This is a genomic window from Mitsuaria sp. MSU3D (assembly GCF_056867975.1).
In genome coordinates this window covers 1,232,090-1,256,913 of the sequence record NZ_CP200314.1, presented here as the reverse complement: position 1 = coordinate 1,256,913, position 24,824 = coordinate 1,232,090, and the positions used below count along the sequence as shown (strand labels likewise).

At 67.5% G+C, this 24,824-nt stretch carries 24 protein-coding genes and 6 tRNA genes; 12 read left to right on the top strand and 18 right to left on the bottom strand.

The window, feature by feature from the left end:
- Window positions 1-39: 39 nt before the first annotated feature.
- The 10 genes from queF (at window position 40) to AC1VNM_RS05745 (ending at window position 9,671) form a co-directional block, all read left to right on the top strand.
- The gene (queF, locus tag AC1VNM_RS05790) at window positions 40-471 is read left to right on the top strand and encodes a preQ(1) synthase (protein WP_377161962.1); all 432 of its coding nucleotides are present in this window, start codon (window positions 40-42) and stop codon (window positions 469-471) included.
- Window positions 472-504: 33 nt separating this feature from the next.
- Window positions 505-930 carry an SET domain-containing protein gene (locus AC1VNM_RS05785; RefSeq protein WP_377155372.1) on the top strand — a complete coding sequence of 142 codons (426 nt, stop codon included), beginning with the start codon at window positions 505-507 and terminating at the stop codon, window positions 928-930.
- A gap of 66 nt (window positions 931-996) precedes the next feature.
- The gene (dapC, locus tag AC1VNM_RS05780) at window positions 997-2,247 is read left to right on the top strand and encodes a succinyldiaminopimelate transaminase (protein WP_483106175.1); all 1,251 of its coding nucleotides are present in this window, start codon (window positions 997-999) and stop codon (window positions 2,245-2,247) included.
- A gap of 83 nt (window positions 2,248-2,330) precedes the next feature.
- On the top strand, window positions 2,331-3,149 hold the full coding sequence (dapD, locus tag AC1VNM_RS05775) for a 2,3,4,5-tetrahydropyridine-2,6-dicarboxylate N-succinyltransferase (RefSeq protein ID WP_377155374.1): 819 nt from the start codon (window positions 2,331-2,333) through the stop codon (window positions 3,147-3,149).
- A 56-nt stretch (window positions 3,150-3,205) separates the two neighbouring features.
- Complete coding sequence (locus AC1VNM_RS05770; RefSeq protein ID WP_377155375.1) at window positions 3,206-4,372, top strand: PilT/PilU family type 4a pilus ATPase; 1,167 nt, start codon at window positions 3,206-3,208, stop codon at window positions 4,370-4,372.
- 32 nt (window positions 4,373-4,404) lie between these two features.
- Entirely contained in the window at window positions 4,405-5,556 is a 1,152-nt protein-coding gene (dapE, locus tag AC1VNM_RS05765) for a succinyl-diaminopimelate desuccinylase (RefSeq protein WP_377155376.1), read from the top strand.
- Window positions 5,553-6,455, top strand: a complete 903-nt coding sequence (prmB, locus tag AC1VNM_RS05760; protein ID WP_483106174.1) for a 50S ribosomal protein L3 N(5)-glutamine methyltransferase — start codon at window positions 5,553-5,555, stop codon at window positions 6,453-6,455. The genes dapE and prmB overlap by 4 nt, the downstream gene beginning before the upstream one ends.
- Window positions 6,452-8,473 (top strand): ATP-binding cassette domain-containing protein, encoded by a 2,022-nt coding sequence (locus AC1VNM_RS05755; protein WP_483106173.1) that lies wholly within the window; start codon window positions 6,452-6,454, stop codon window positions 8,471-8,473. Before prmB ends, AC1VNM_RS05755 begins: the two co-directional genes overlap by 4 nt.
- A 156-nt stretch (window positions 8,474-8,629) precedes the next feature.
- Window positions 8,630-9,187: a MarR family winged helix-turn-helix transcriptional regulator gene (locus AC1VNM_RS05750; RefSeq protein ID WP_483106172.1), complete on the top strand. Its 558-nt coding sequence runs from the start codon at window positions 8,630-8,632 to the stop codon at window positions 9,185-9,187.
- Between the two features lie 49 nt (window positions 9,188-9,236).
- A complete protein-coding gene (locus AC1VNM_RS05745; RefSeq protein WP_377155381.1) occupies window positions 9,237-9,671 on the top strand; it encodes an organic hydroperoxide resistance protein in 435 nt (144 codons plus the stop codon).
- A gap of 108 nt (window positions 9,672-9,779) precedes the next feature.
- On the opposite strand, the gene AC1VNM_RS05740 is transcribed toward AC1VNM_RS05745, so the two are convergent.
- The gene (locus tag AC1VNM_RS05740; protein ID WP_483106171.1) at window positions 9,780-10,706 is read right to left on the bottom strand and encodes an asparaginase; all 927 of its coding nucleotides are present in this window, start codon (window positions 10,704-10,706) and stop codon (window positions 9,780-9,782) included.
- A 123-nt stretch (window positions 10,707-10,829) separates the two neighbouring features.
- Between AC1VNM_RS05740 and lexA the strand changes: the two genes are divergently transcribed.
- Window positions 10,830-11,507 (top strand): transcriptional repressor LexA, encoded by a 678-nt coding sequence (gene lexA / locus AC1VNM_RS05735; protein WP_377155383.1) that lies wholly within the window; start codon window positions 10,830-10,832, stop codon window positions 11,505-11,507.
- Between the two features lie 17 nt (window positions 11,508-11,524).
- Window positions 11,525-11,830, top strand: coding sequence for a helix-hairpin-helix domain-containing protein (locus tag AC1VNM_RS05730; RefSeq protein ID WP_483106170.1), 306 nt, complete (start codon window positions 11,525-11,527; stop codon window positions 11,828-11,830).
- Window positions 11,831-11,895: 65 nt separating this feature from the next.
- Here AC1VNM_RS05730 and AC1VNM_RS05725 read toward each other — a convergent pair.
- The 17 genes from AC1VNM_RS05725 to truA all read right to left on the bottom strand — a co-directional run bounded on the left by AC1VNM_RS05725 (window position 11,896) and on the right by truA (window position 24,821).
- Window positions 11,896-11,972 (bottom strand) — tRNA-Asp (locus AC1VNM_RS05725).
- 102 nt (window positions 11,973-12,074) lie between these two features.
- Window positions 12,075-12,150, bottom strand: a tRNA-Glu gene (locus AC1VNM_RS05720).
- Between the two features lie 62 nt (window positions 12,151-12,212).
- A tRNA-Ala gene (locus AC1VNM_RS05715) sits at window positions 12,213-12,288 on the bottom strand.
- Between the two features lie 47 nt (window positions 12,289-12,335).
- A tRNA-Asp gene (locus AC1VNM_RS05710) sits at window positions 12,336-12,412 on the bottom strand.
- Between the two features lie 182 nt (window positions 12,413-12,594).
- Window positions 12,595-12,670: transfer RNA gene (locus AC1VNM_RS05705), tRNA-Glu, on the bottom strand.
- Window positions 12,671-12,712: 42 nt separating this feature from the next.
- Window positions 12,713-12,788: transfer RNA gene (locus AC1VNM_RS05700), tRNA-Ala, on the bottom strand.
- Between the two features lie 144 nt (window positions 12,789-12,932).
- Window positions 12,933-14,333 carry a glutamate--tRNA ligase gene (gene gltX / locus AC1VNM_RS05695; protein ID WP_483106169.1) on the bottom strand — a complete coding sequence of 467 codons (1,401 nt, stop codon included), beginning with the start codon at window positions 14,331-14,333 and terminating at the stop codon, window positions 12,933-12,935.
- Window positions 14,330-15,565 carry an O-succinylhomoserine sulfhydrylase gene (locus tag AC1VNM_RS05690; RefSeq protein ID WP_483106168.1) on the bottom strand — a complete coding sequence of 412 codons (1,236 nt, stop codon included), beginning with the start codon at window positions 15,563-15,565 and terminating at the stop codon, window positions 14,330-14,332. Before AC1VNM_RS05690 ends, gltX begins: the two co-directional genes overlap by 4 nt.
- Entirely contained in the window at window positions 15,565-17,076 is a 1,512-nt protein-coding gene (gene purF / locus AC1VNM_RS05685) for an amidophosphoribosyltransferase (protein WP_377155386.1), read from the bottom strand. The genes AC1VNM_RS05690 and purF overlap by 1 nt, the downstream gene beginning before the upstream one ends.
- A 60-nt stretch (window positions 17,077-17,136) precedes the next feature.
- On the bottom strand, window positions 17,137-17,625 hold the full coding sequence (locus tag AC1VNM_RS05680; RefSeq protein WP_483106167.1) for a CvpA family protein: 489 nt from the start codon (window positions 17,623-17,625) through the stop codon (window positions 17,137-17,139).
- Between the two features lie 68 nt (window positions 17,626-17,693).
- Window positions 17,694-18,653 (bottom strand): SPOR domain-containing protein, encoded by a 960-nt coding sequence (locus AC1VNM_RS05675; protein WP_483106166.1) that lies wholly within the window; start codon window positions 18,651-18,653, stop codon window positions 17,694-17,696.
- A 164-nt stretch (window positions 18,654-18,817) separates the two neighbouring features.
- Window positions 18,818-20,197: a bifunctional tetrahydrofolate synthase/dihydrofolate synthase gene (gene folC, locus AC1VNM_RS05670; protein WP_483106165.1), complete on the bottom strand. Its 1,380-nt coding sequence runs from the start codon at window positions 20,195-20,197 to the stop codon at window positions 18,818-18,820.
- Between the two features lie 97 nt (window positions 20,198-20,294).
- Window positions 20,295-21,167, bottom strand: a complete 873-nt coding sequence (gene accD, locus AC1VNM_RS05665) for an acetyl-CoA carboxylase, carboxyltransferase subunit beta (RefSeq protein ID WP_067270997.1) — start codon at window positions 21,165-21,167, stop codon at window positions 20,295-20,297.
- Between the two features lie 50 nt (window positions 21,168-21,217).
- On the bottom strand, window positions 21,218-22,015 hold the full coding sequence (gene trpA / locus AC1VNM_RS05660) for a tryptophan synthase subunit alpha (protein ID WP_377161966.1): 798 nt from the start codon (window positions 22,013-22,015) through the stop codon (window positions 21,218-21,220).
- On the bottom strand, window positions 22,012-23,286 hold the full coding sequence (gene trpB, locus AC1VNM_RS05655) for a tryptophan synthase subunit beta (protein ID WP_483109247.1): 1,275 nt from the start codon (window positions 23,284-23,286) through the stop codon (window positions 22,012-22,014). Before trpB ends, trpA begins: the two co-directional genes overlap by 4 nt.
- 93 nt (window positions 23,287-23,379) lie before the next feature.
- On the bottom strand, window positions 23,380-24,015 hold the full coding sequence (locus tag AC1VNM_RS05650; protein WP_483106164.1) for a phosphoribosylanthranilate isomerase: 636 nt from the start codon (window positions 24,013-24,015) through the stop codon (window positions 23,380-23,382).
- 23 nt (window positions 24,016-24,038) lie between these two features.
- Window positions 24,039-24,821, bottom strand: a complete 783-nt coding sequence (gene truA / locus AC1VNM_RS05645) for a tRNA pseudouridine(38-40) synthase TruA (RefSeq protein WP_431103262.1) — start codon at window positions 24,819-24,821, stop codon at window positions 24,039-24,041.
- Window positions 24,822-24,824 lie beyond the last annotated feature (3 nt).

The following is a 24,824-nucleotide window of genomic DNA, read 5'->3' as shown; positions in this document are numbered from 1 at the left end:
GCGAAGGCTGACACGGCCGTCCCGCCCAAGATGCGCGACATGCCGCCCAATCCGCCGAGCCGCCCGAGCAAGGAGATCCATGTCTTCCCCAACCCGGCCCCGGAGCGCGACTACGTCATCCAGTTCCAGATCCCCGAGTTCACCTGCCACTGCCCGCTGACCGGCCAGCCGGACTTCGCGCACTTCACGATCGACATGATCGCGGACCAGTACTGCGTCGAGCTCAAGAGCCTGAAGATGTACTTCTGGAGCTATCGCGACGAGGGCGCGTTCCACGAGAAGGTGACCAACACCATCCTCGAGGACATCGTGAAGGTCACGAACCCGCGCTTCATCCGCATCACCGCGAAGTGGTACGTCCGCGGCGGCATCTACACGAACGTCGTGACCGAGCACCGCAAGAAGGGCTGGAAGCCGCTGCCGGCGGTGGACCTGCCCGCGCACGGCTTCGAGAGCGGCCTGCTGCGCTGAGCGGCTGAGCGGAACTTCGACGGACGTCACCGGATGGCCCTGGCCTACGACACGGACACGCAGTTCGTCGCGGTCGCGCTCAAGCGCAGCCGCATCGACGGCTACGGCGTGTTCGCGGCCGAGGCCATCCCCGCCGGCACGCGGCTGGGCCTGCTGACCGGCGAGTCGATCACCGTCGCCGAGGCGCGCCGCCGCGCGCAGGAAAGCCAACGGCTGATGCTGGTGGAACTGTCACCGGCACGGGCGATCGACGCGAGCCGCTCGCAGGACGCGATGCGGTTCACGAACCACAGCTGCCAGCCGAATGCCCGCATCCAGGTCGAGGACGGTGAGATCAGCTTCTTCGCGTTGCGCGATCTCGGCCCGGGCGACGAGATCACCGTCGACTACGGCCTGACCCATCACGAGGGACGCCTGGCCTGCCGCTGTGGCGCGCCGGGATGTCGAGGTTCACTCTGATCGGCAAGCCTGCGTTGTCGATGTAAGTACCGGGAGCGGATCCCGGCCCCCCCTATGATTCCGCGCATGAGTTCCACCCCTGTTTCGCCTCCGGTCAGCCCGCCGGTCAACCCGAGGCTCGCGCTGCTGAACCCCTACCCCTTCGAGCGGTTGCGCGCCCTGACCCAGGGCATCGTTCCGAACCCCGAGTTCCGGCCGATCTCGCTCGGCATCGGCGAGCCGAAACACCCGGCGCCGAAGTTGGTCGAGGACGCGCTGATGGCCAACCTCCAGGGCCTGTCGAGCTACCCCGCCACCGCCGGCGAACCCAAGCTGCGCGAAGCCATCGCAGGCTGGCTGCAGCGGCGTTATGCGTTGGCGCTCGATCCCGCCACGCAGATCCTGCCGGTCAACGGTTCGCGGGAGGCGCTGTTCGCGCTCGCGCAGGTGGTGATCGATCCGTCCCGCCCCGGCGCGACCGTCGTCTGCCCCAATCCGTTCTATCAGATCTACGAGGGCGCCGCGCTGCTGGCCGGCGCGACGCCGGCCTTCGCGAACTCCGACCCGGCGCGCAACTTCGCCGCCGACTGGTCGCGGATCGACGAGGCGACCTGGTCGCGCACGCAACTGCTGTACGTCTGCTCGCCGGGCAACCCCACCGGTGCGGTCATGCCGCTGTCCGAGTGGAAGACGCTCTTCGAACTCAGCGACCGCCACGGCTTCGTGATCGCGTCGGACGAGTGCTACTCCGAGATCTACTTCCGCGACGGCCCCGACGCCGCGCCGCTGTCGGGCCTGCAGGCCGCCGCGCAGCTTGGCCGGCCGGACTTCCGCAACCTGATCGCGTTCACCAGCCTGTCCAAGCGCTCCAACGTGCCGGGCATGCGCTCGGGCTTCGTCGCCGGCGACGCCGCGTGGATCAAGCGCTTCCTGCTGTACCGGACCTATCACGGCTCGGCCATGAGCCCGCTGATCCAGGCCGCGAGCATCGCCGCCTGGAACGATGAGGACCACGTCGTCGCCAACCGCGCGCAGTACCGCGCCAAGTTCGCCGCCGTCACGCCGCTGCTGGCCGAGGTCCTCGACGTCGCCCTGCCCGACGCGGGTTTCTACCTGTGGGCGGCCGTGCCAGACGGTAACGATATTGGCTTCGCCCAGGGGCTGCTCGCTCAATACAATGTCGGCGTTCTGCCCGGCAGCCTGCTGGCCCGCGACGCCCACGGCATCAACCCCGGCGCCGGCCGCATCCGCCTGGCGCTGGTGGCCGAACAGGCCGAATGCCTGGAAGCCGCCCGCCGCATCGTCGACTTCGTGAAGCAGCTTCAACCGTCGCCCTGACCGTTCACGGCTTCAGTCACGGCCTCACTCACGGCTTCACTCACACCGCTCTCCCCGCATCCCCTCGAACACATCCCCGCACCATGACGCAAGACCTGCAATCGATCATCGACCTCGCCTGGGAAGGCCGCGCCAACCTGACCTCCGCCAACAGCCCCGAAGTGCGCGCGGCGGTGGACGAGGTGATCGCCGCCCTGGACGCCGGCACGCTGCGCGTGGCCGAACGCAAGGCCGTCGGTGAATGGACCGTGCACCAGTGGGTCAAGAAGGCCGTGCTGCTGTCGTTCCGCCTGAACGACAACCGCCAGATGGGCGCCGGCGACATGACCTTCTTCGACAAGGTCCCGACCAAGTTCGGCGGCCAGACCGACGAGCAGCTGCGCGCCGCCGGCGTGCGCGTCGTGCCTCCGGCTGTCGCCCGCCGCGGCAGCTTCATGGCGAAGAACGTCGTGCTGATGCCGTCCTACGTGAACATCGGCGCCTACGTCGACGAAGGCACGATGGTCGACACCTGGGCCACCGTCGGCTCCTGCGCCCAGATCGGCAAGCACGTCCACCTGTCCGGCGGCGTCGGCATCGGTGGCGTGCTGGAGCCGCTGCAGGCCAACCCGACCATCATCGAGGACAACTGCTTCATCGGCGCCCGCTCGGAGATCGTCGAGGGCGTGATCGTCGAGGAGAACTCGGTGATCTCCATGGGCGTCTACATCGGCCAGAGCACCCCGATCTACGACCGCGAGACGGACACCGTCTCGTACGGCCGCGTCCCGGCCGGCTCGGTCGTCATCAGCGGCAGCCTGCCGAAGAACGACAAGTACAGCCTGTACGCCGCCATCATCGTGAAGAAGGTCGACGCCGGCACCCGCGCGAAGACGTCCATCAACGAACTGCTGCGCGCCTGAGCCCACGAGCCTCACGACGCCACGCTGAAGAAGATCATCCGTCCGGAGGAGACCGCATGAGCACGGGAAACATGGAGCGCATCCTGCGCCTGATGGCCGAGAAGGGCGCATCCGACACCTACCTGTCGGCCAACATGCCGGTGCTGATCCGGATCAACGGGCAGATGCTGCAGCTGTCGGATCAACTCCTGACCCCGGCCCAGCCGCGCGCGCTGATCTCCGAGGTCGTCGACCCGCAGCACATGTCCGAGCTCGACACCAACGGCGAGCTCAACCTGGCGGTCTCCATCCCCAAGGTCGGCAGCTTCCGGCTGTCGGGCTTCCGCCAGCGCGGCTCGATCGCGGCGGTGTTCCGGCACATCCCGCACGTCATCCCGACGCTGGACAGCCTGGGCCTGCCGCCCATCCTGGCCAAGCTGATCACCGAAAAGCGCGGCCTGATCCTGATGGTGGGCGCGACCGGCACCGGCAAGAGCACCACGCTCGCGTCGATGCTGGAGCACCGCAACCAGACGATGACCGGCCACATCCTCACGATCGAGGATCCGCTGGAATACCTGTTCACCAACAAGCGCTCGCTGGTCAACCAGCGCGAGGTCGGCCGCGACACCGCGTCACTGCAGATCGCGCTGAAGAACGCGCTGCGCCAGGCGCCGGACTGCATCCTGATCGGCGAGATCCGCGACCGCGAGACGATGACCGCCGCGATCTCGTACGCGCTGTCGGGCCACCTGGTCGTCGCCACGCTGCACGGCAACAACAGCTACCACGCGCTCAACCGGATCATGTCCTTCTACACGCCGGAATCGCGTCCGGCGATGCTGAACGACCTGGGCGCCGGCCTGAAGGCGGTGGTCTCGCAGCGCCTGGTGCGCGCCGCCGCGGGCGGCCGCGTGCCGGTCACGGAAATCCTGCTGAACACCAAGCTCGTCGCCGAGCTGATCGAGCAAGGCGACTTCGCCGGCGTCAAGGAGGCGATGGAGAAGTCGATGGCCGAGGGCTCGCAGAGCTTCGAGGAACACTTCGCCCGCCTCATCACCGAGGGCACGATCACCCGCGAGGAAGGTCTGGCCTTTGCCGACTCGCCGACCAACCTGCTCTGGCGTCTGCAGAACGACGGCCCCGGCGTCAAGCCCGGCGGCCCCGGCGCACCGAAGCGGGAAGAACCGGCCGAGGACACCGCCAACTTCACCTCCATCACGCTGGACGTGCAGCCGGGCTGAGGCCCGCGCCGCACACACGATCCCACCGACCGATGGACGACCTGACCCTCGCGCTGCTGGAGCAGTTGATCGCCCGCCCGTCGGTCACGCCGGCCGATGCCGGGTGCCTGGAATTGATCGGCGCGCGGCTGGCCGGGGCGGGCTTCACGCTCGAACGCATGGACAGCGGGCCGGACGACTTCCGCGTCAGCAACCTGTGGGCCGTGCGCCGCGGACAGTCGGCGGACGGTCCGTTGCTGGTCTTCGCCGGCCACACCGACGTCGTGCCCACCGGTGACCTCGCGAAGTGGAGCAGCGATCCCTTCGTCCCGACCGTGCGAGGCGACCGCCTGTACGGGCGCGGCGCGGCCGACATGAAGACCTCGCTGGCGGCGATGGTCGTCGCCGCGGAAGACTTCGCCGCGATGCATCCCGACCATCGTGGCAGCGTCGCTTTCCTGCTGACGAGCGATGAGGAAGGCCCGGCGCGTGACGGCACGGTGGTCTGCGTCGAGCGCCTGCGCGCACGCGGTGAGCGGCTCGACTACTGCATCGTCGGCGAGCCGACCTCCGTCGAGCGCCTCGGGGACACCGTCAAGAACGGCCGGCGCGGCTCGCTCTCCGGCAAGCTGCGCGTGATCGGCGTGCAGGGCCACGTCGCCTACCCGCATCTGGCGCGCAACCCGGTCCACCAGGCCGCGCCGGCGTTGGCCGAACTGGCCGCGAGCGATTGGGATCGCGGCAACGCCTATTTCCCGCCGACGACCTTCCAGATCTCCAACATCGCCGCCGGCACCGGCGCCGGCAACGTGATCCCGGGCGAGATGGTGGTGGACTTCAACTTCCGCTTCTCGACCGAATCGACGCCGGAGGCTCTGCGCCAGCGGGTGCATGCGCTGCTGGACCGCCACGGCCTCGAGTACACGCTGGACTGGACGCTGTCCGGCGAGCCCTTCCTGACGCCGGTGGGCGAGCTGTCGGCGGCGATCGGCGCTGCCATCGAGGCCGAGACCGGCGTGACCGCCGAGTTGTCCACGACCGGCGGCACCTCGGACGGCCGCTTCATCGCCAAGCTCTGCCCGCAGGTGGTGGAATTCGGACCGCTCAATGCGAGCATCCACAAGATCGACGAATACGTGCCGCTGGACCAGATCGCGCCGCTGACGCGCATCTACCGACGCACCCTGGAGAATCTGCTGCTGTGACGCTGTTGGAATTGATCGAGGCCCAGGCCGCCCGCCTCCGTGAGGCGGGCGTTTCGTTTGGGCATGGCACGACGAACGCCTTCGACGAGGCCGCCTGGCTGGGCCTGTGGGCGCTGGACCTGCCGCTGGATGCGCTGGACGAGCACGAGGCCGACGCCGTCGACGACGCTGGCCGGGCGAAGGTCGAGGCGCTGGTCGCCGAACGCATCGCGACGCGCAAGCCCGCCGCCTACCTGACGCGCGAGGCGTGGCTGCAGGGCGTGCCCTTCTACGTCGATGAGCGCGCCATCGTGCCGCGCAGCTTCATTGCCGAGCTGCTGGCCGACGCGACCATCGACGCGTGGCTGTCGGACCAGACCACCCGCGTGCTGGACCTGTGCACCGGCAACGGCAGCCTGGCCGTGCTGGCCGCGATGGCCTGGCCCGATGTGGCGGTCGACGCCATCGACCTGAGCGCCGAGGCGCTCGCCGTGGCGGCGATCAACGTCGAGCGTCATCAGCTCGGCGATCGCATCCGGCTGCTGCAGGGCGACGGCCTCGCGCCGGCGCAGGGTCCCTACGACCTGATCCTGTGCAACCCGCCGTACGTGAACAGCACCTCGATGGCGGCGCTGCCGCACGAGTACCGCGCCGAGCCCGAACTCGCCCTCGCGGGCGGCGCCGACGGGATGGACTTCATCCGCACGCTGCTGTCCGACGCCCCCGCCCGGATGACGCCGCACGCGGTGCTGGTCCTGGAGATCGGCAACGAGCGCGCCTTCTTCGAGGCTGCCTTCCCCCAACTTGAATCCGCCTGGCTGGAGACCTCCGCCGGCGAAGACCAGGTCCTGCTGCTGACCCGCGAGGCGCTGGTCGCCGCGGGCTTCGGCGATGACGACGAACAAGGAGTTTCCCCATGATCACGCTGCGCAACATCGTGCTGCGCCGCGGCACCAAGGTCGTTCTCGATGACGCGAGCGTCGTGCTGCAACCCGGCGAGAAGGTCGGCCTCGTCGGCCGCAACGGCGCGGGCAAGTCCAGCCTGTTCTCGCTGCTGACCGACCGCCTGCACAGCGACAAGGGCGACGTGGAGATCCCGCGCCACTGGGCGCTCGCCGAAGTGGCGCAGCACATGCCCGAGACCGACATGCCGGCCACCGAGTTCGTGCTGGAAGGGGACGTCCGCCTGATGGCCGCGCGCCAGGCCCTGGCCGAGGCCGAAGCCGCCGACGACGGTCACGCCATCGCCGATGCCTACGCGCAGCTGATGGACGCCGGCAGCCTCGACGCCCCCGCCCGCGCGCAGGCGCTGATGATGGGCCTGGGCTTCAAGGGCGCGCAGGTCGATGCGCCGGTCAACAGCTTCTCCGGCGGCTGGCGCATGCGGCTGCAGCTGGCGCGCGCGCTGATGTGCCCGTCCGACCTGATGCTGCTGGACGAGCCCACGAACCACTTGGACCTGGACGCCCTGGTCTGGCTGGAAGCGTGGCTGCAGCGCTATGAAGGCACGATGATCATCATCAGCCATGACCGCGAATTCCTGGACGCGATCACCAAGGTCACGCTGCATCTGGACGATGCAAAGCTGTACCGCTACGGCGGCAACTACACCGCGTTCGAGTCGATGCGCGCCGAGCGCATGCTCCAGCAGCAGCAGGCCTTCAGCAAGCAGCAGGAGCGCATGGCGCATCTGCAGAAGTTCATCGACCGCTTCAAGGCCAAGGCCAGCAAGGCCAAGCAGGCGCAGAGCCGCGTGAAGGCGCTGGAGCGCATGGAGCGCCTCGCGCCGGTGCTGACGGCGTCGGACTTCAGCTTCGAGTTCCGCGAGCCGCTGAACCTGCCCAATCCGATGCTGATGTTCGACACCGTGTCCGTCGGCTACGACACGGACGAGGGCGAGAAGGTCATCGTGCGCGGCATCGACCGCTCGGTGCTGGCCGGCCAGCGCTTCGGCATCCTCGGCGCGAACGGCCAGGGCAAGTCGACCTTCGTGAAGACGGTCGCCCGCATGCAGCGCGCGATGGGCGGCACGATCACCGAGGGCAAGGGCCTGTCGATCGGCTACTTCGCGCAGCAGGAGATGGACGTGCTGCGGCCTGATGAAGGCCCGCTGATGCACATGATCCGGCTGGCCAAGGAGGTCAGCCCGAACGCCCGCGAGCAGGAGCTGCGCGACTTCCTCGGCCAGTTCCGCTTCGTCGGCGACATGGTGAACCAGGACGTGGGCAGCCTGTCGGGCGGCGAGAAGGCGCGGCTGGTGCTGGCGATGCTGGTCTGGCAGCGCCCCAACCTGCTGCTGCTGGACGAACCGACCAACCACCTGGACCTGCAGACGCGCGAGGCGCTGTCGATGGCGCTCAACGAGTTCGAGGGCACCGTCATGCTGGTCAGCCATGACCGCGCGCTGCTGCGCGAGGTCTGCGACGAGTTCTGGCTGGTGGCCGACGGCAAGCTCTCGCCCTTCGACGGCGACCTGGACGATTACCAGCGCTGGCTGCTGGATCGGTCCAAGGAGGCCGCGAAACTCGCCAAGGAAGAGGCCAAGCAGGCCCTGCGCAGCGCGCGCGCCAGCAGCGCGGCCGCCGCCCCTGCGCCGGCCCCTGTGGCCGTGGCAGCGGCGCCCGTGGCCGCCGTGCCAGTGACGCCGCCCGCCCCCGTCAAGCGCGAGGACCGCAAGCTCAGCGGCCAGGCCCGTCAGAAGCTGTCCGAGCAGACGCGCCCGCTGCGCAAGGAGATGGAGCAGATCGACGCCCGCATGAAGGCGTGGGCGGACGAACGCGCCGCGCTGGAAGCGCAGCTGTCGGGCGCGGGCCAGACGCCCGCGCAGATCGCGGACGCCGGCAAGCGCCTGAAGGCCATCGGCGACGAGATCGAGGCCGCGGAACTGCGGTGGCTGGAGCTCAGCGAGCAGGTGGACGCGATCCAGGCGACGGGCTGAGCCCGTCCCGCTCCACAGCGACGCCCTGGTGGACCCTTGTCCCCGGGGCGTTTTTCTTTCTGGAACTTCGCGCCGCCGCCGCCGATAGTTCCCGTCAACCGCCTTCAAAGACCATTTCAATTGCGTGCAATTTAATTGCTCGCTATAGTTCAGCTCATGCCGAACACAAAGTGCTTCAACCCGCAGATCGCCGCCGCCCCGGCCGCGACCCGCGCCCAGCCGGTGCCCGCGGGCACGGACTGGCTGAAGCTGGATGTTCAGCTGTGCTTCGCGCTCTATTCGACCTCGCTGGCGATGACGAAGCTCTACAAGCCGCTGCTGGCTCCCCTGGGCCTGACCTATCCGCAATACCTGGCGATGCTGGTGCTGTGGGAGACCGACGGCCCGAGCGTCTCCGATCTGGGGCAACGCTTGAACCTGGACTCCGGCACGCTGACGCCGCTGCTGAAACGCCTGGAATCGAACGGCCTCATCGAACGCCGCCGCGCCATGGCCGATGAGCGCCGCGTCGAGATCCACCTGACGCCCGCCGGCCGCGCACTGCGCGAGCAAGCCGTCTCCATCCCCGAACAACTGGCCTGCGCCAGCGCCTGCGGTCCCGCCGAACTGGAGTCGCTGACAAGACGCCTGCATGAATTGCGAGCCAATGTACTGACCCATCTGGCACGCGATCCCGCTGATCCCGTCACTGTCGACGAGGATGGCGAGACCTGACCCCGAGTTGTCCTTTCACCCCTCACCCATCACCACCAAGGAGCCTCACATGGCCATCGAAAAAGCCCTCTACACCGCCACCGCCACCGCCACCGGCGGCCGTCAAGGCACCGCGCAATCGTCCGACGGCGCGCTGAAGGTCGATCTGTCCACGCCGAAGGAACTCGGCGGCGGCGGCGGCCCCGGCACCAACCCGGAACAGCTGTTCGCGGCGGGCTACTCGGCCTGCTTCATCGGCGCGATGAAGGCCGTCTCGGGTCGCAACAAGGTCGCGCTGCCGGCCGAAGTCTCGATCACCAGCGAAGTCGGCATCGGCCCCCACGCCAACAAGCCGGGCGCCTTCGGCATCGCCGTGTCGATGAAGATCTCCGTGCCGGGCATGGACCGCGCCGCGCTGGAGAAGCTGGTCGCCGAAGCCCATGAGGTCTGCCCGTACTCGAACGCCACGCGCGGCAACATCGACGTCACGCTGACGATCGTCTGATCATCCGGGTCCGGCTCGTTCCGGACTCTCGATGGAAAAAAAGCGCCGGCAATGCCGGCGCTTTTTCGTTGGCGCATGCTTGCGCGCGCGTTCGTTGGCGCGGTGAGATCAGCGGGAGCGCAGCAGCGTGAGCATCAATTCGATGCGCGCCGCCCAGGGCGACAGCGCGGCCGCGGGCTCGTCGGACGCGCCGACGATGCGCCCCTGCGCGCAGCGCGTCGTTCGCCAGACCGGGATACCGGCGTCCTTCAGCGCCTGCACTGGCACGTCGAGCGCACGATTCAGCGTGCCATTCCCGGTGCAGGCCAGCACCAGCCCCTGGAGCCCCGCCGCACGCCACGCGTCGAGCGAACGCGCTTCCGAGCCGGCGTGGCTGCCGAGCACCTCGACCCAAGGCCACCGCGACGCGTCTTCGGGAAGCAGACCCACACCCAACGCCTCGCCTTGCGGCCAGTCGCGGAAGCGGCGCAGCGCACCCTCCTCCACCACGGCCAGTGGACCAGCGTCGGGCCCCGCCTCGAAGGCGTTCAGGCGATAGCTGTGCGTCTTGCGCAGTTCCAGGCCGGACCACACCTGACCCGCCACGACCGCGACGACGCCGCGCACGCCTTCGGCTTCGGCAACAGCCACCGCATCCAGCAGGTTCTGCGGACCATCCGCCTGGATGGCCGTCGCGGGGCGCATCGCGGCCGTCAGGACCACCGGCTTCTCCGGCGCGAGCACGCGCTGCAGCAGGTAAGCAGTCTCCTCGAGCGTGTCGGTGCCATGCGTGATCACGATGCCGCGGACCTCGGGGCGATCCAGATGCTCCCGCACCCGACGAGCGAGTCGCGCCCAGGTCGCGTGATCCATGTCCTTGCTGTCGAGCTGAGCCAGCTGCTCAGCCTCAAGCGCCTTCGACGCCAACGCCGGTACCGCGCTCACCAGCGACTCGACCGACAGCGAGCCGGCCTTGTAGCCGACGTTGTCCGTCGCGCTGCCGGAGGTCCCGGCGATGGTCCCGCCGGTGCCGATGATCACGAGGGTCTGGGCCACACTTTGCAATTTCTCGTCTCCTGTATAAAAATCCAGATGCTGGATGAATTCTCAGGCGGCTTTTGAACCATCAGGGTCGCCGCGTTCTCGACATCCGGTCCTCAATGGAAAAAAGGCTTGCTCGTGGATACACCGCCCAAACTCACTGCCCGGCAACAGCAGATCTTCGATCTGGTCCGCGACAGCATCGAGAGCACCGGCTCGCCGCCCACCCGCGCGGAGATCGCGCAGCAACTGGGATTCAAGTCCGCGAATGCGGCCGAGGAACACCTGCAGGCTCTGGCGCGAAAAGGCGTCATCGAGTTGGTCGGCGGTACCGCACGTGGGATCCGCCTGCCGTCGACCGCCTTGCGTCAGGTCAATCGCGCCCGGGAGCACAGCCAGTTCGCGCTGCCGCTGGCGAGCCTCGCACAGTTGACGCTGCCGCTCGTGGGCCGCGTCGCTGCCGGCGCGCCGATCCTCGCCGAGGAACATGTCGAGCAGCACTATAGCGTCGACCCCTCGATGTTCTCGAAGGCGCCCGACTTCCTGCTCCGCGTCAAAGGCATGAGCATGAAGGACATCGGCATCATGGACGGCGACCTGCTCGCCGTTCAGAAGATCAGCGAGGCGCGCAATGGCCAGGTCGTCGTGGCGCGCATCGGTGAAGAGGTCACCGTGAAGCGCTTCCAGCGCCATGCCGACGGCATTCGCCTGCTGCCGGAGAACCCGGACTTCCAACCGATCGAGGTCACCCCCGATGAGGAGTTTGCGATCGAAGGCCTGGCAGTCGGTCTGATCCGTTCCGGCGGCTTTCACTGAGCGCCGCCATCCCCCTCATGAGCGCGCGAAAGACGCACAGCAAAGCAGCCTCGGCCGCCGAATGCGCGTCTCTGCGGCAGATTCCCAACATCGGACCGGCGATGGTGCGGGATTTCGAGTTGATGGGGATTCATCAGCCGATGGATCTCGTGGGCGCCGATGCCTTCGCGCTGTATCAGCGGATTTGCAAACTCACCGGTCAGCGGCATGACCCGTGCGTCCTGGATACTTATATGGCCGCCGTCGATTTCATGAACGGCGGCCCTCCCCGTGATTGGTGGAGTTATACGGCGCAGCGCAAGCGCGAGTATCCGGATATCTGATTGAAGAACAAAAGCGACGACCAAAGAAAAAACCCTGCCGATTTGCATCGACAGGGTTTTAATGTTGGCGGAGTGGACGGGGCTCGAACCCGCGACCCCCGGCGTGACAGGCCGGTATTCTAACCAACTGAACTACCACTCCAGATACGACGCTATTGAGTGCATCGATATCATTTGCGAACAAATTCTGCTGCAAGCAATCAGTTCCATACAGAACTGCGATGCAGCCAAGCCTTGTCAAACTTGGCGTCCCCTAGGGGATTCGAACCCCTGTAGCCACCGTGAAAGGGTGGTGTCCTAGGCCTCTAGACGAAGGGGACAGGACCTGCTTGTTTTGACTCGAACTGCGCGTACCTTGCAACCGTCACACCCGAAGGCGTTCTGGTGGAGGTAAGCGGGATCGAACCGCTGACCTCTTGCATGCCATGCAAGCGCTCTCCCAGCTGAGCTATACCCCCGAATGCTTTCGCATCGAATCGGTACGCCGCCCGAGTCTCAACTGTGTTGGCGGAGTGGACGGGGCTCGAACCCGCGACCCCCGGCGTGACAGGCCGGTATTCTAACCAACTGAACTACCACTCCAGATACTCAAGACCTTTCGATCTGTCGCATCAAACTCTTCTTGCTTTGATTTCATCAATCACTTGATGTCATCGCTGCGTCGATTTCGTTACTGTACCTGATTTTGACAACGATCAAATCGATTTCCGAAGAATTTTTCGATTTTCTCGTTCAATCTCTGGTCAGTAACCAAGCTCGAAACTTGGCGTCCCCTAGGGGATTCGAACCCCTGTAGCCACCGTGAAAGGGTGGTGTCCTAGGCCTCTAGACGAAGGGGACTGAACCTTCTTCCTTGAACCGCGCGCCACGCAAACTGAAGTTTGGTGGAGGTAAGCGGGATCGAACCGCTGACCTCTTGCATGCCATGCAAGCGCTCTCCCAGCTGAGCTATACCCCCTTCGGGGAATTCGACCCGGCTTCTTTTCGGCTTTCTGAATTTCATCGGGGAGCTCGCGCTCCCCGTTTAATTCATCGTCTGCCGCTTCGAAGTTCGTTTCGAACGTCGCGCTGTTCAAGCGAGAACGAGAGTATAGATCGAGTTTTAAACAGAACGCAAGCGGTTCAACAAAATTTCTTTGTCGAAAAGTTCCAGCACCGCATCCACCGACGGCGTCTGCGAACGACCGCAGGCCAGCACCCGCACGGGAATCGCCAGTTGCGGCATCTTGATGCCGTACGCCGTGATCGTTTCCTTGATCGCGGCGCTGATCGACGCCTTGTCCCAATTCGCCAGCGCGTCGAGCTTGTCCGCCAGCGCCAGCACGGCCGGCTTCACGGCATCGGTCAGGTGCTGGGCCCGGTCCGCCTCGCTCGGCGTCACCGGCGACACATACATCGCCAGCCAGTCTGCCAGCGCCACCGTGGTACTGCAGCGATCCTTGAACAGCGCGCACATCGCTTCGAGGCGCTCCGGCGCGGCCAGGCCACGCCTGCCAAGTTGCACCGCCACCAGCGACGCCAGACGCGCGTCATCGGCCAACTTGATGTAGTGCGAGTTGACCCATTCCAGCTTGGCCGGATCCCATTGCGCGGGGCTCTTCGAGAGATGGCTGCCGTCGAACCATGACACCAGTTGCGCCACGCTGTAGAGCTCGTCGTCGCCGTGACTCCAGCCCAGGCGCGACAGGTAGTTCAGCATCGCCTCGGGCAGATAGCCGTTCTCCTCATACGCGGTGACGCTGACCGCGCCACGGCGCTTGGACAGCTTCAGTCCGTCATCGCCCAGGATCACCGGGATGTGGCCGAACGCCGGCAGCGCCGCGCCCAATGCGTTGAACAGGTTGATCTGCCAGGGCGTGTTGTTGATGTGCTCATCGCCGCGGAAGACATGGGTGATCTTCATGTCCCAGTCGTCGATCACGACCGCGAAGTTGTAGGTCGGGACGCCGTCCGGACGCAGCAGGATGAGGTCGTCGATCTCGCGGTTGTTGATCGTGATCGGTCCCTTGACCAGGTCGTCCCAGGTCACGTCGCCGTCGACCGGATTCTTGAAACGCACCACCGGCTCGATGCCCGCGGGAATCGCGGGCAGCGTCTTGCCCGGCTCCGGACGCCAGGTGCCGTCGTAGCGCCGCTTCTCGCCACGCGCCTCCTGGCCCGCCTTCATCGCGGCGAGCTCCTCGGGCGAGCAGTAGCAACGGTAGGCGGTGCCGGCAGCGATCATCTGCTCGATCACCGCGTGATAGCGCTCCAGGCGCTGCATCTGGTAGACCGGGCCTTCGTCGTACTCGAGGCCCAGCCACCGCATCGATGCCAGGATCTGGTCGACCGAATCCTGCGTCGATCGCGCGACGTCGGTGTCCTCGATGCGCAGCACGAATTCGCCGCCATGATGGCGCGCGTAGGCCCACGAGAACAGTGCCGTGCGCGCTGTGCCCAGGTGCAGGAAGCCCGTCGGCGACGGGGCGATGCGGGTGCGGACCGGGGTGGAAGGAGTCGTCATAGGGAATTCAAACCGCGGGCCAGGTCGGCCTTGATGTCTTCGATGTCTTCCAGGCCGACCGCGACGCGGATCAGACCCTGCGTGATGCCGGCCGCCTGGCGCTGCGGCTCGGTGAGCCGGCCGTGCGAAGTGCTGGCCGGATGAGTGATGGTGGTCTTGGTGTCGCCGAGGTTGGCGGTGATCGAGCAGATGCGAGTCTGGTCGATCACCTGGAACGCCGCGGCGCGGCCGCCGTCCTCGCCACCGCTCTTCACGATGAAGGACACGACCGCCCCGCCCTGCCCGCCTTGCTGGCGCATCGCGAGCTCATGCTGCGGATGCGACTTCAGGCCCGGGTAGTACACACGCTCGATGCCGGGGTGCGCCTCCAGCCATTCGGCCAACACGGCGGCGCTCGCGGTCTGCGCCTTCATGCGCACCGACAGCGTCTCCATGCCCTTGAGCACGACCCAGGCGTTGAACGGCGACAGCGACATGCCCACCGAGCGCATCACGGGGGTGAACACCTCGTCGACGTGCTTCGCGGAGGCGCAGATCGCGCCCGCGATCACGCGGCCCTGCCCGTCGAGGTACTTGGTGCCGGAATGGATGATGAAGTCCGCGCCCATCTTCGCCGGTTGCTGCAGCGCGGGCGAGGCGAAGCAGTTGTCGACGGCCAGCAGCGCGCCGTGCGCGTGCGCGATCTCCGCCAGCGCGGCGACATTGCAGACCTCGGTCAGCGGATTGGTCGGCGTCTCGGCGAACAGCAGCTTCGTGTTGGGTTGCAGGGCCCCCTTCCACTCGGCCAGGTCAGTCTGCGACACGAAGGTCGTCTGGACGCCGAACTTGCCGAACTCGCCCTGCAGCAGCTTGATGGTCGAGCCGAACACCGAGCGCGAGCACACCACGTGGTCGCCGGACTTCAGCAGGCCCATGACCAGCAGCATGATCGCGGACATGCCCGACGAAGTCGCGATGCAGGCCTCGGTGCCTTCGAGCGCGGCGAGCCGGCGCTCCATCATCATGACCGTGGGATTCGAGAAGCGGCTGTAGACGAAGGCCTCTTCCTCGTTGGCGAAACGGCGCGCGGCGGTGGCTGCGTCCGGATGCACGAAGGAACTGGTCAGGTACAGCGCTTCCGAGTTCTCGCCCCACGGCGACGGCGGCAGGCCTTCGCGGACGGCGAGCGTGTCCAGCCGGACGTCGGCGGGCAGGTCCACGCGCGGGATGCCGCCCTTCTTGTCGTTGCCCATCACTGGTCTCCGCCGCTCTGCAGCGCCAGACGGCTGCGCGCCGGCATGTCCTCTTCCTCCGGCTGCGACTTGCGCTGCGCCTGCAGCGTGGCGAAGTCCTCGGCCGACACGTCGCCGGTGATGTAGGTGCCGTCGAAGCAGGAGGCCTCGAAACCGTTCAGCCCCGGGCGGAGCTGGCCGACCACGCGCTTCATCGCATCGACGTCCTGGTAGATCAGCGCGTCGGCGCCGATGAACTGGCGGATCTCCTCGATCGAGCGGCCGTGGGCGATCAGTTCCTCCTTGGTCGGCATGTCGATGCCGTAGACGTTGGGGAAGCGCACCGGCGGCGCGGCCGAGGCCAGGTAGACCTTGTTCGCGCCGGCCTCGCGGGCCATCTGGACGATTTCCTTGGAGGTCGTGCCGCGCACGATGGAGTCGTCGACCAGCAGCACGTTGCGGCCCTTGAATTCGAGGCCGATCGCGTTGAGCTTCTGGCGCACCGACTTCTTGCGCGTGGACTGGCCCGGCATGATGAAGGTCCGGCCGACGTAGCGGTTCTTCACGAAGCCCTCGCGATACGGCTTGCCGATGCGGTGCGCGAGCTGCATCGCCGACGGGCGGCTGGACTCGGGAATCGGGATGACGACGTCGATCTCGCTCGGCGGGATCGTCGAGATCAGGCGCTGGGCCAGGGTCTCGCCCATGTTCAGCCGGGCCTGGTAGACCGAGATGCCGTCCATCACCGAGTCCGGGCGCGCCAGATAGACGAACTCGAACATGCAGGGGTTCAGCGTCGGGTTCTCGGCGCACTGCTGCGTGTGGACCGTGCCGTGGGTGTCGATGAACAGGGCCTCGCCGGGCGCGAGGTCGCGCGTCAGCGTGTGCGCCGTGCCTTCGAGCGCCACGCTCTCGCTGGCGACCATGACCTCGCCGTCGGCCGCCTGGCCGAAGCACAAGGGGCGGATGCCGTAGGGGTCGCGGAACGCGAGCAGGCCATGCCCGGCGATCAGGGCGATCACGGCGTAGGAGCCCTTGATCCGCTTGTGCACCGTGCCCACGGCCTTGAAGATCTGCGCCGGCGTCAGCGGCAGGTCGCGGCCGGCCCGCTCGAGCTCATGCGCGAGCACGTTGATCAGGACTTCGGTATCGCTCTCGGTGTTGATGTGGCGGCGGTCGACGTCGAACAGCTCGTCCTTCAGCGCATGCGCGTTGGTGAGGTTGCCGTTGTGGACCAGGACGATGCCGTAGGGCGCATTGACGTAGAAGGGCTGCGCCTCCTCTTCCGAATAGGCATTGCCCGCCGTCGGATAGCGCACCTGGCCGAGGCCGACGTTGCCGGGCAGCCCGCGCATGTTGCGGGTGCGGAACACGTCGCGCACCATGCCACGCGCCTTGTGCATGAAGCACTTCTGACCCTGCATCGTGACGATGCCGGCCGCGTCCTGGCCGCGATGCTGCAACAGCAGCAGCGCGTCATAGATCAGCTGGTTGACCGGCGCCTTGGAAATCACACCGACGATGCCGCACATGGGGAGGTCCTTAATGCTTCTGGAACGGGAGGAAAACGACGGCCGGAGCGCTCGTGACGCTCAGGCCGGAATGTAGTCTTGCAGGGCCGCGGGCAACAGCGGCTTCACCTGCGTGAGCGTGGCCTGCAGCCAGGGCGCGATCTGCGATTCGGCCCAGGGCTGCGAGCGCACGGCCGGCGTCATGTCGACGATGACGGTCGCCAGCAGCGTCAGCAGCACCGCGCGCAGCACGCCGAAGGCGGCGCCGCCGAGCCGGTCCAGCACACCCAGCGGCGTCGCGTGGATCAAGGCCCGGATCAGCTTCGCGCCGAGGCCCCAGATCAGCAGCACCAGGATGAAGGCCAGCACCAGCCCGAGGGCGTGGATCAGCGCCGGACCGATCTTCTCCGCCGGCAGGAAGCGCTCGATGAACGGCGCCACGAAGGGCGAGGCCGCGTAGGCCACCAGCCAGCCGGCGATGGTCATCAGCTCGAACACCAGGCCGCGCCAGGCGCCCAGCAGGACCGAGATGACGAGCAGGCTCAGCAGCGCGAGGTCGACCCAGTTCATCGCGGCGATCGGAGGTGCGCTGAGGCGGGTTCATGGTCGTGCATCGTGACAGTCTCCGTGCCGGCCCGTCAGAGCGTCAGCACGGCCGACGACAGGCCGCCGCCGCGGACTTTCGCCGCGACCTTGTCCGCCTCGTCGCGCGAATTGAACGGCCCCACCCGCACGCGGATGCGCTTGCCGTCCGCCGTGTCGACCGCCTGCGTGTACGTCTTCAGGCCCATGCGCTCGACCTTCACGCGCACATCCTGCGCGGCCTTGCCGTCGGCGTAGGCACCGACCTGCACGATGAAACGCGCGGCGGACGCGGCCGCGTCCGGCTTTCTCTCGGAAGAGGGCCGCCCCTCCAGCAGCGCCTGGGCGCGGGCAGCATCCGCGGAGCGGGTGTCGGGTTTCGGGTCAGGCTTGCGTTCGGGCTTGGCGTCGACCTTGGGCTCGGGCTTGCGTTCCGGCTTGGTCTCGGGTCTGACCTCGGGCTTGTGTTCAGGCTTGGGCTCGACGCGCGCCGGGCGGGCGGGCTCGGCGATCGTCGCGCGCTCGTCGGGCTTGGTGTCCATGCGCGTGGGCGGCATGGCCTGGGCCACTTGATCGGCCACCGGGTCGCGAGGCGCTTCCGGCGGCGGAACCGGCCGGTCGGCGGCGGCTTGCTCCGCGGACTCGGTGATGATGCCGCGGCCGGCATCCGCCCCGGCGGTCTGACCGCGCGAGGTCGGAGCAGTCGGCGCGGGAATGGTCAGCGGCGTGGCGCCGTCCTTGCGCGGGATGTCGATCGGCAGGTCGACCGGGATCGGACGCGGCTGGGTCTCGAAGAGCAACGGGAACACGATCACCGCGACGCCCACCAGTACCGCGGCGCCGATCAGGCGACGGCGCGCCCGCAGACGCAGTTGCTGGACATCGTCGACCGCCTCGGCGCCGCCGCGGGCGCGCCCTCGCGCACCGTCGCCGGAACGGCCCCGCTCAGCCCGATCACCGCCTCGGTCGCCGGAGTCGTTCGCTTCGCCGCGCTTCAGGAAGGACAGAAAACCCATGTACTCGGAGAACCTGGTTGATGCCGCGCCGTCGCCGCGGGAGTGCCTTCGGGACCCAGGGCCCCGGAGCGGAAAGCGGCCCCTCCGTAGGTACGGACAGGGCCGCCGACTTCAACTGCGAGAGATTCGAATGCAGCGTTGCGAAGCGCTCAATGCCGCCCGCTTCAAGACTCGGATTCCGGCTGGACGCCGCCGCCCAGTCTCGGGATGCCGTTCTTGAGCACGCCGCCCACGGTGAAGAACGAACCGAAGACCAAAATTCTATCAGCGGGGTCCGCCTCGGCCGCCGCCGCGGCCAGGGCCGACGCGGGGTCCGGGTGCAGCGATGCGCCGACTTCCTTCGGCGTCTGCAGCGTGCCGGCGGCGCGCGCCTCGTCGAAACGTGTCCGCAGCGCCTGGGCGGTCGCCGCACGCGCGATCGGCAGGTCGCAGAAATGCCAGTGGTCGATCAGCGGCGAGATGCGCGCCAGGATGTTGGCGAGATCCTTGTCCGCCATCGCGCCGAAGACGGCACGGGTGCGCGGGTAGAAGCCCATCTGGTCGAGGTTCTGCGCCAGCGCCGCCACCGCATGCGGGTTGTGCGCGACGTCCAGCACCAGCATCGGCGAGCCCGGGATCACCTGGAAGCGGCCCGGCAGTTCGACCAGCGCGAGCCCCGCGCGCACCGCCTGCGCGGAGATCGGGAGCCGCTCGTACAGCGCCTCGAAGACCGCCAGCACGCCGGAGGCATTCAGCAACTGGTTGACGCCGCGCAGCGCCGGGTAGGACATGCCGCTGTAGCGCCGCGCGCGTCCCGCCCACTGCCATTGCTGGCGATCGCCCGAATAGCTGAAATCGCGTCCGAGCTGGCGCACCTCGGCGCCGATGGACTCGGCATACGCGGCGATCGAGGCCGGCGGCATCGGATCGGACACGATGGCCGGCCTGCCCGGTCGCATGATGTGCGCCTTCTCGCGGCCCACGGACTCGCGATCCGGGCCGAGGTACTCGGTATGGTCCAGGTCGATGCTCGTGATGACGCTGCAATCGGCGTCCATGACGTTCACCGCATCCAGGCGCCCGCCCAGGCCGACTTCCAGGATCACCAGGTCCAGCGGCTCGGATGCCAGCTTGTGCAGGATCGCGAGCGTGGTGAATTCGAAATAGGTCAGCGCCAGTTCACCGCGGGCCTGCTCCACCGCCTCGAAGTGCGGCAGCAGCGCCGCGGCGTCGACCGGCCGCCCACCGACGCGGCAGCGCTCCTGGAAATGCACCAGGTGCGGCTTGATGTAGAGGCCGACGCGGTAGCCCGCCTGCAGCGCGACGCTCTCCAGCATCGCGCAGGTCGAGCCCTTGCCGTTCGTGCCGGCGACCATCACGACCGGTGTGTCCGGACCGAAGTTCAGGTTCAGACGCTGGCGCATCTCGGCGACACGTGCCAGCGTCATGTCGATGTCCTTCGGATGCAGCCGCTCGCAGCGGGCCAGCCAGGCGTCGAGCACCTGCTGCGCGTCGCCGCCGGGGGTCAGCACGGGAATGGACAGATCGTTCGAAGTGGTGGACATCAGGAATTCCAAGGCTCAAATGAAGACGGCCAGACCGGGAGTGGTCTGGCCGTGCTGAGTACCGCCACCGCCCCGGGGGCGGTTCGCCGTCGCGACGTCAGGCGACCGCGTCGGAACTCTGCCGCTGCAGGATGGCCAGGTTCCGGGCGATGACCTCGCGCAGCTTGCGGCGGTCGACGATCATGTCGATCGCGCCCTTCTCCATCAGGAACTCGGCGCGCTGGAAGCCAGGTGGCAGCTTCTCGCGCACGGTGTTCTCGATGACGCGCGGGCCGGCGAAGCCGATCAGTGCCTTCGGTTCGGCGATGACGATGTCGCCGACGAACGCGAAGCTCGCCGACACACCACCCATCGTCGGATCGGTCAGCACGCTGACGTAAGGCAGCTTCGCCTTGGCCAGACGCGTGAGCGCGGCGTTGGACTTGGCCATCTGCATCAGCGAGAGCAGGCCTTCCTGCATCCGCGCGCCGCCGGTGGCGGTGAAGCAGATGAACGGGGTCTTCTGCTCCAGCGCGGTCTCGACGCCGCGCGCGAAGCGCTCGCCGACCACGGAGCCCATCGAACCGCCCATGAAGTCGAACTCGAAGCAGGCGGTGACCACGGGGATGCTCATCACCGCGCCGCCCATGACGACCAGCGCGTCGGTCTCGCCGGTCGATTCCAGCGCTTCCTTGAGCCGGTCCGGATACTTCTTGCTGTCCTTGAACTTCAGCGCGTCCACGGGCAGCACTTCCTGGCCGACCTCGTAGCGGCCTTCGCCATCCAGGAACGCATCCAGGCGGGCGCGGGCGCCGATGCGATGGTGGTGACCGCACTTCGGGCAGACGTTGACGTTCTGCTCAAGGTCGGTCTTGTACAGCACCGTTTCGCAGGACGGGCACTTGATCCACAGGCCTTCCGGCACCGTGCGGCGCTGGTCGGGGTCGGTCTGCTGGATCTTCGGGGGAAGCAGTTTCTCAAGCCAACTCATGGCGGGCTCCTATGTCTATCGCCAGACGCGCAACAGGGCAGTTTGCCCCGTCAGGCGTCCAGCGCGGCGCGGATGTCTCGGATGAAGGCCGCTGCCTGGATCGCGACATTATCCCTTGTCTGCGACTCGATCAGCTGGACGAGGGCCGAACCGATCACCACCGCGTCCGCATGGCGCGCCACGGCGGCCGCCGTCGCCCCATCGCGGATGCCAAAACCGACTCCCAGCGGGATGGACACGTGCTTGCGCAGACGCGGCATCGCCTCGGCGACAGCGCCGGTGTCCAGGTGCCCGGCGCCGGTCACGCCCTTCAGCGAGACGTAATAGACGTAGCCGCTGGCCAGCCGTCCGAGACGGGCGACGCGTTCGTCCGTCGAGGTGGGCGCCAGCAGGAAGATCGGATCCAGCCCCTGCGCCTTCAGTGCCGCGGCGAAGCGCTCGCACTCCTCGGGCGGATAGTCGACGACCAGCACGCCGTCGACGCCGGCGGCCTTGGCCTCGGTCACGAAGCGCTCCAGACCGAAGCGCTCGACCGGGTTCGCATAGCCCATCAGCACAACCGGCGTCGCGTCATCGTGCTGGCGGAAGTCCCGGACGATCTCCAGCACGTGCGTCAGCGTGATGCCCTTGGCCAGCGCGCGTTCGCTGGCCTTCTGGATCACGGGGCCGTCGGCCATGGGGTCGGAGAACGGCACCCCCAGCTCGATCACGTCGGCGCCGGCCTTGGCCATCGCCAGCATCAGCTCGACGGTCACATCCGCATACGGATCGCCGGCGGTCACGTACGGGATCAAAGCCTTGCGGCCTTCGGCGCCCAGGCGGGCGAAAGTGGCTTGGATACGGCTCATTGCGCACCTCCCTTCACGGCGTGGCCGGCCATCGAGGGCCGGTCGAAGTATTCGGCACCCGACAGGTCGGCGACGGTGCCGATGTCCTTGTCGCCGCGGCCGGAGAGGTTGACCAGCAGATGCTGGTCGGGACGCATCGTCGGCGCCAGCTTGATCGCATGCGCCAGCGCATGGCTCGATTCGAGCGCGGGGATGATGCCCTCGGTGCGGCACAGCCGGTGGAAGGCCGTGAGCGCTTCGGCATCGGTGGCGCCGACGTACTCGGCGCGACCGATGTCCTTCAGGTAGGCGTGCTCGGGGCCGACGCCCGGGTAGTCCAGTCCGGCGGAGATCGAATGCGTCTCGATGATCTGCCCCGCGTCGTCCTGCAGCAGATAGGTGCGATTGCCGTGCAGCACGCCGGGCGAGCCGGCGGTCAGCGTGGCCGCATGCTTGGGCGTGTGGACGCCCTGCCCCGCGGCCTCGACACCGATCAGGCGCACGCCCTCGTGCGGGATGTACGGGTAGAAGATCCCGATCGCGTTGCTGCCACCGCCGACGCAGGCGATGACGGCGTCGGGCTGTCTGCCGGTCATCTCGGGCATCTGCACGAGGCACTCGTCGCCGATGACGCGCTGGAAGTCGCGGACCATCATCGGATACGGGTGCGGGCCGGCCACGGTGCCGATGATGTAGAAGGTCGACTCGATGTTGGTGACCCAGTCGCGCATCGCCTCGTTGAGCGCGTCCTTCAGCGTCTTCGAACCCGACTCCACCGGCACGACGCGCGCGCCGAGCAGGTTCATCCGGTAGACGTTCGGCGACTGGCGCTTCACGTCCTCGGAGCCCATGTACACGACGCACTCCATGCCGTAGCGGGCGCAGATCGTCGCGGTGGCGACGCCATGCTGGCCGGCGCCGGTTTCCGCGATGACGCGCTTCTTGCCCATGCGGCGGGCCAGCAGCGCCTGGCCGATGGTGTTGTTGACCTTGTGCGCGCCGGTGTGGTTCAGGTCCTCGCGCTTGAGGAAGATCTGCGCACCGCCAAGCTCGCTGCTCAACCGCTTGGCGTGATAGATCGGGCTCGGCCGGCCGACGAAGTGCGCGAGCTCGTACTGGAACTCGCGGATGAACTCCGGGTCCTGGCTGTAGCGGGCGTAGGCCTCGTTGAGTTCGTCCAGCGCGTGGATCAAGGTCTCGGCGACGAAGCGGCCACCGTAGTAGCCGTGCGAGTTCGCGGTGGACACGGGGCCGAAGCGACCCTGCGCGTCAGGCTGCGCATAGCCCCCCAACGGGCCGGTCGTGAATGGAATCGATGTCTTGGACATGAGGGGTCCTCGGTGAGGATGCCCGCGCACGAACCTGCAGGGAACGGAAGCAGGGATTCAGGCCGACTTCAGGCGGTCGGCCTCGCGCACGGCATCGCAGAACTGGCGGATCTTGCCGGCGTCCTTGAGGCCCTTCGAGGCCTCCACGCCGGAGCTGACGTCAACGGCCCAGGGCCGCACCTTCAGCACGCCATCGATCACGTTGGCTGCACTCAACCCACCAGACAAAACGACCGGAGAGGGAACGCTTGGAGGCAGCAGTGACCAATCGAAGACCTTTCCGCCGCCACCGTAGCCGTCGACGAAGGCGTCGACCAGCACGGCCTGGGCGTGGGAGAACCGAGTCGCGAAGTCTAGCAAATCGAAACCGGGCGCCATCCGTGCCGCCCGCAGATAGGGGCGCGACCAGCGATCGCAGTCCTCGGGCGTTTCATCGCCGTGGAACTGCAGCGTCAGCGTCGGGATCGCGGCCAGCGCCGCGTGAATCGCCTCGGGCGAGGCATTGACGAACAGCCCCACCGGCGTCACGAACGGCGGCAGGCGCCGCGCCAGCGCGGCGGCGCGCTCGACGCCGACGGCACGCGGGCTCTTGTCGTAGAAGACCAGCCCGATCGCGTCGGCGCCGGCCTCAACGGCGGCGTCGACATCGGCTTCGCGGGTCAGGCCGCAGATCTTGATGCGGGTTCGGCTCATTGGGGGTCCGGTGCGGTCGGGTCTCAGGGCAACCAGTCCATCGCCGCCGTATGACGCGGCAGGTTCAGGTGATCGTCGTAGGTCGGGCCGACGAAGTACAGCCCGTCCGGCGGAAAGGTCGGCGCCGCGGCATCACGAGAACGCGCGGCCAGCACCTCGTCCATCCACGAGGGCGGCTTCTGCCCGGCGCCGACGGCGATCAGGCAGCCCATGATGTTGCGGATCATGTGATGCAGGAAGGCGATGCCGTCGAACTCGAAGCGCCAGTACGGACCGCGCTTGTGGATCTCGATGCCGCGCAGGATCTTCACCGGCGACGCCGCCTGGCACTCCGCGGAGCGGAAGGAGCTGAAGTCGTGCTCGCCGACCAGCCGCGAGGCCGCATCCCGCATCGCGTCGCCGTCCAGCGGCCGGAAGGTCCAGCCGACGCCGCCAGCCTGGATGGAGGGGCGCACATTCGACTCCAGCAACAGGTACCAGTAGCGGCGACCGCGCGCCAGATTGCGCGCATGGAAGTCCTCGCCGGGAAAGGCGGCCCATTGGACCGCGATGTCGCGCGGCAGGTAACGGTTGACGCCGCGGACCCACGAGAACACCTCGCGCTCCACCGGCGAATCGAAGTGGACGACCTGGTTCAGTCCGTGGACACCGGTGTCGGTGCGGCCAGCGCAGATCGTGCGGATCGGCTGCGCGACGAACTGGGCGAGCGCCGCCTCCAGCGCGTCCTGGACGGTGCCGCCGCCGGGCTGGCTCTGCCAGCCCTTGTAGGCCTCGCCGCGGTAACTCACGCCCAGCGCCACGCGCATGCA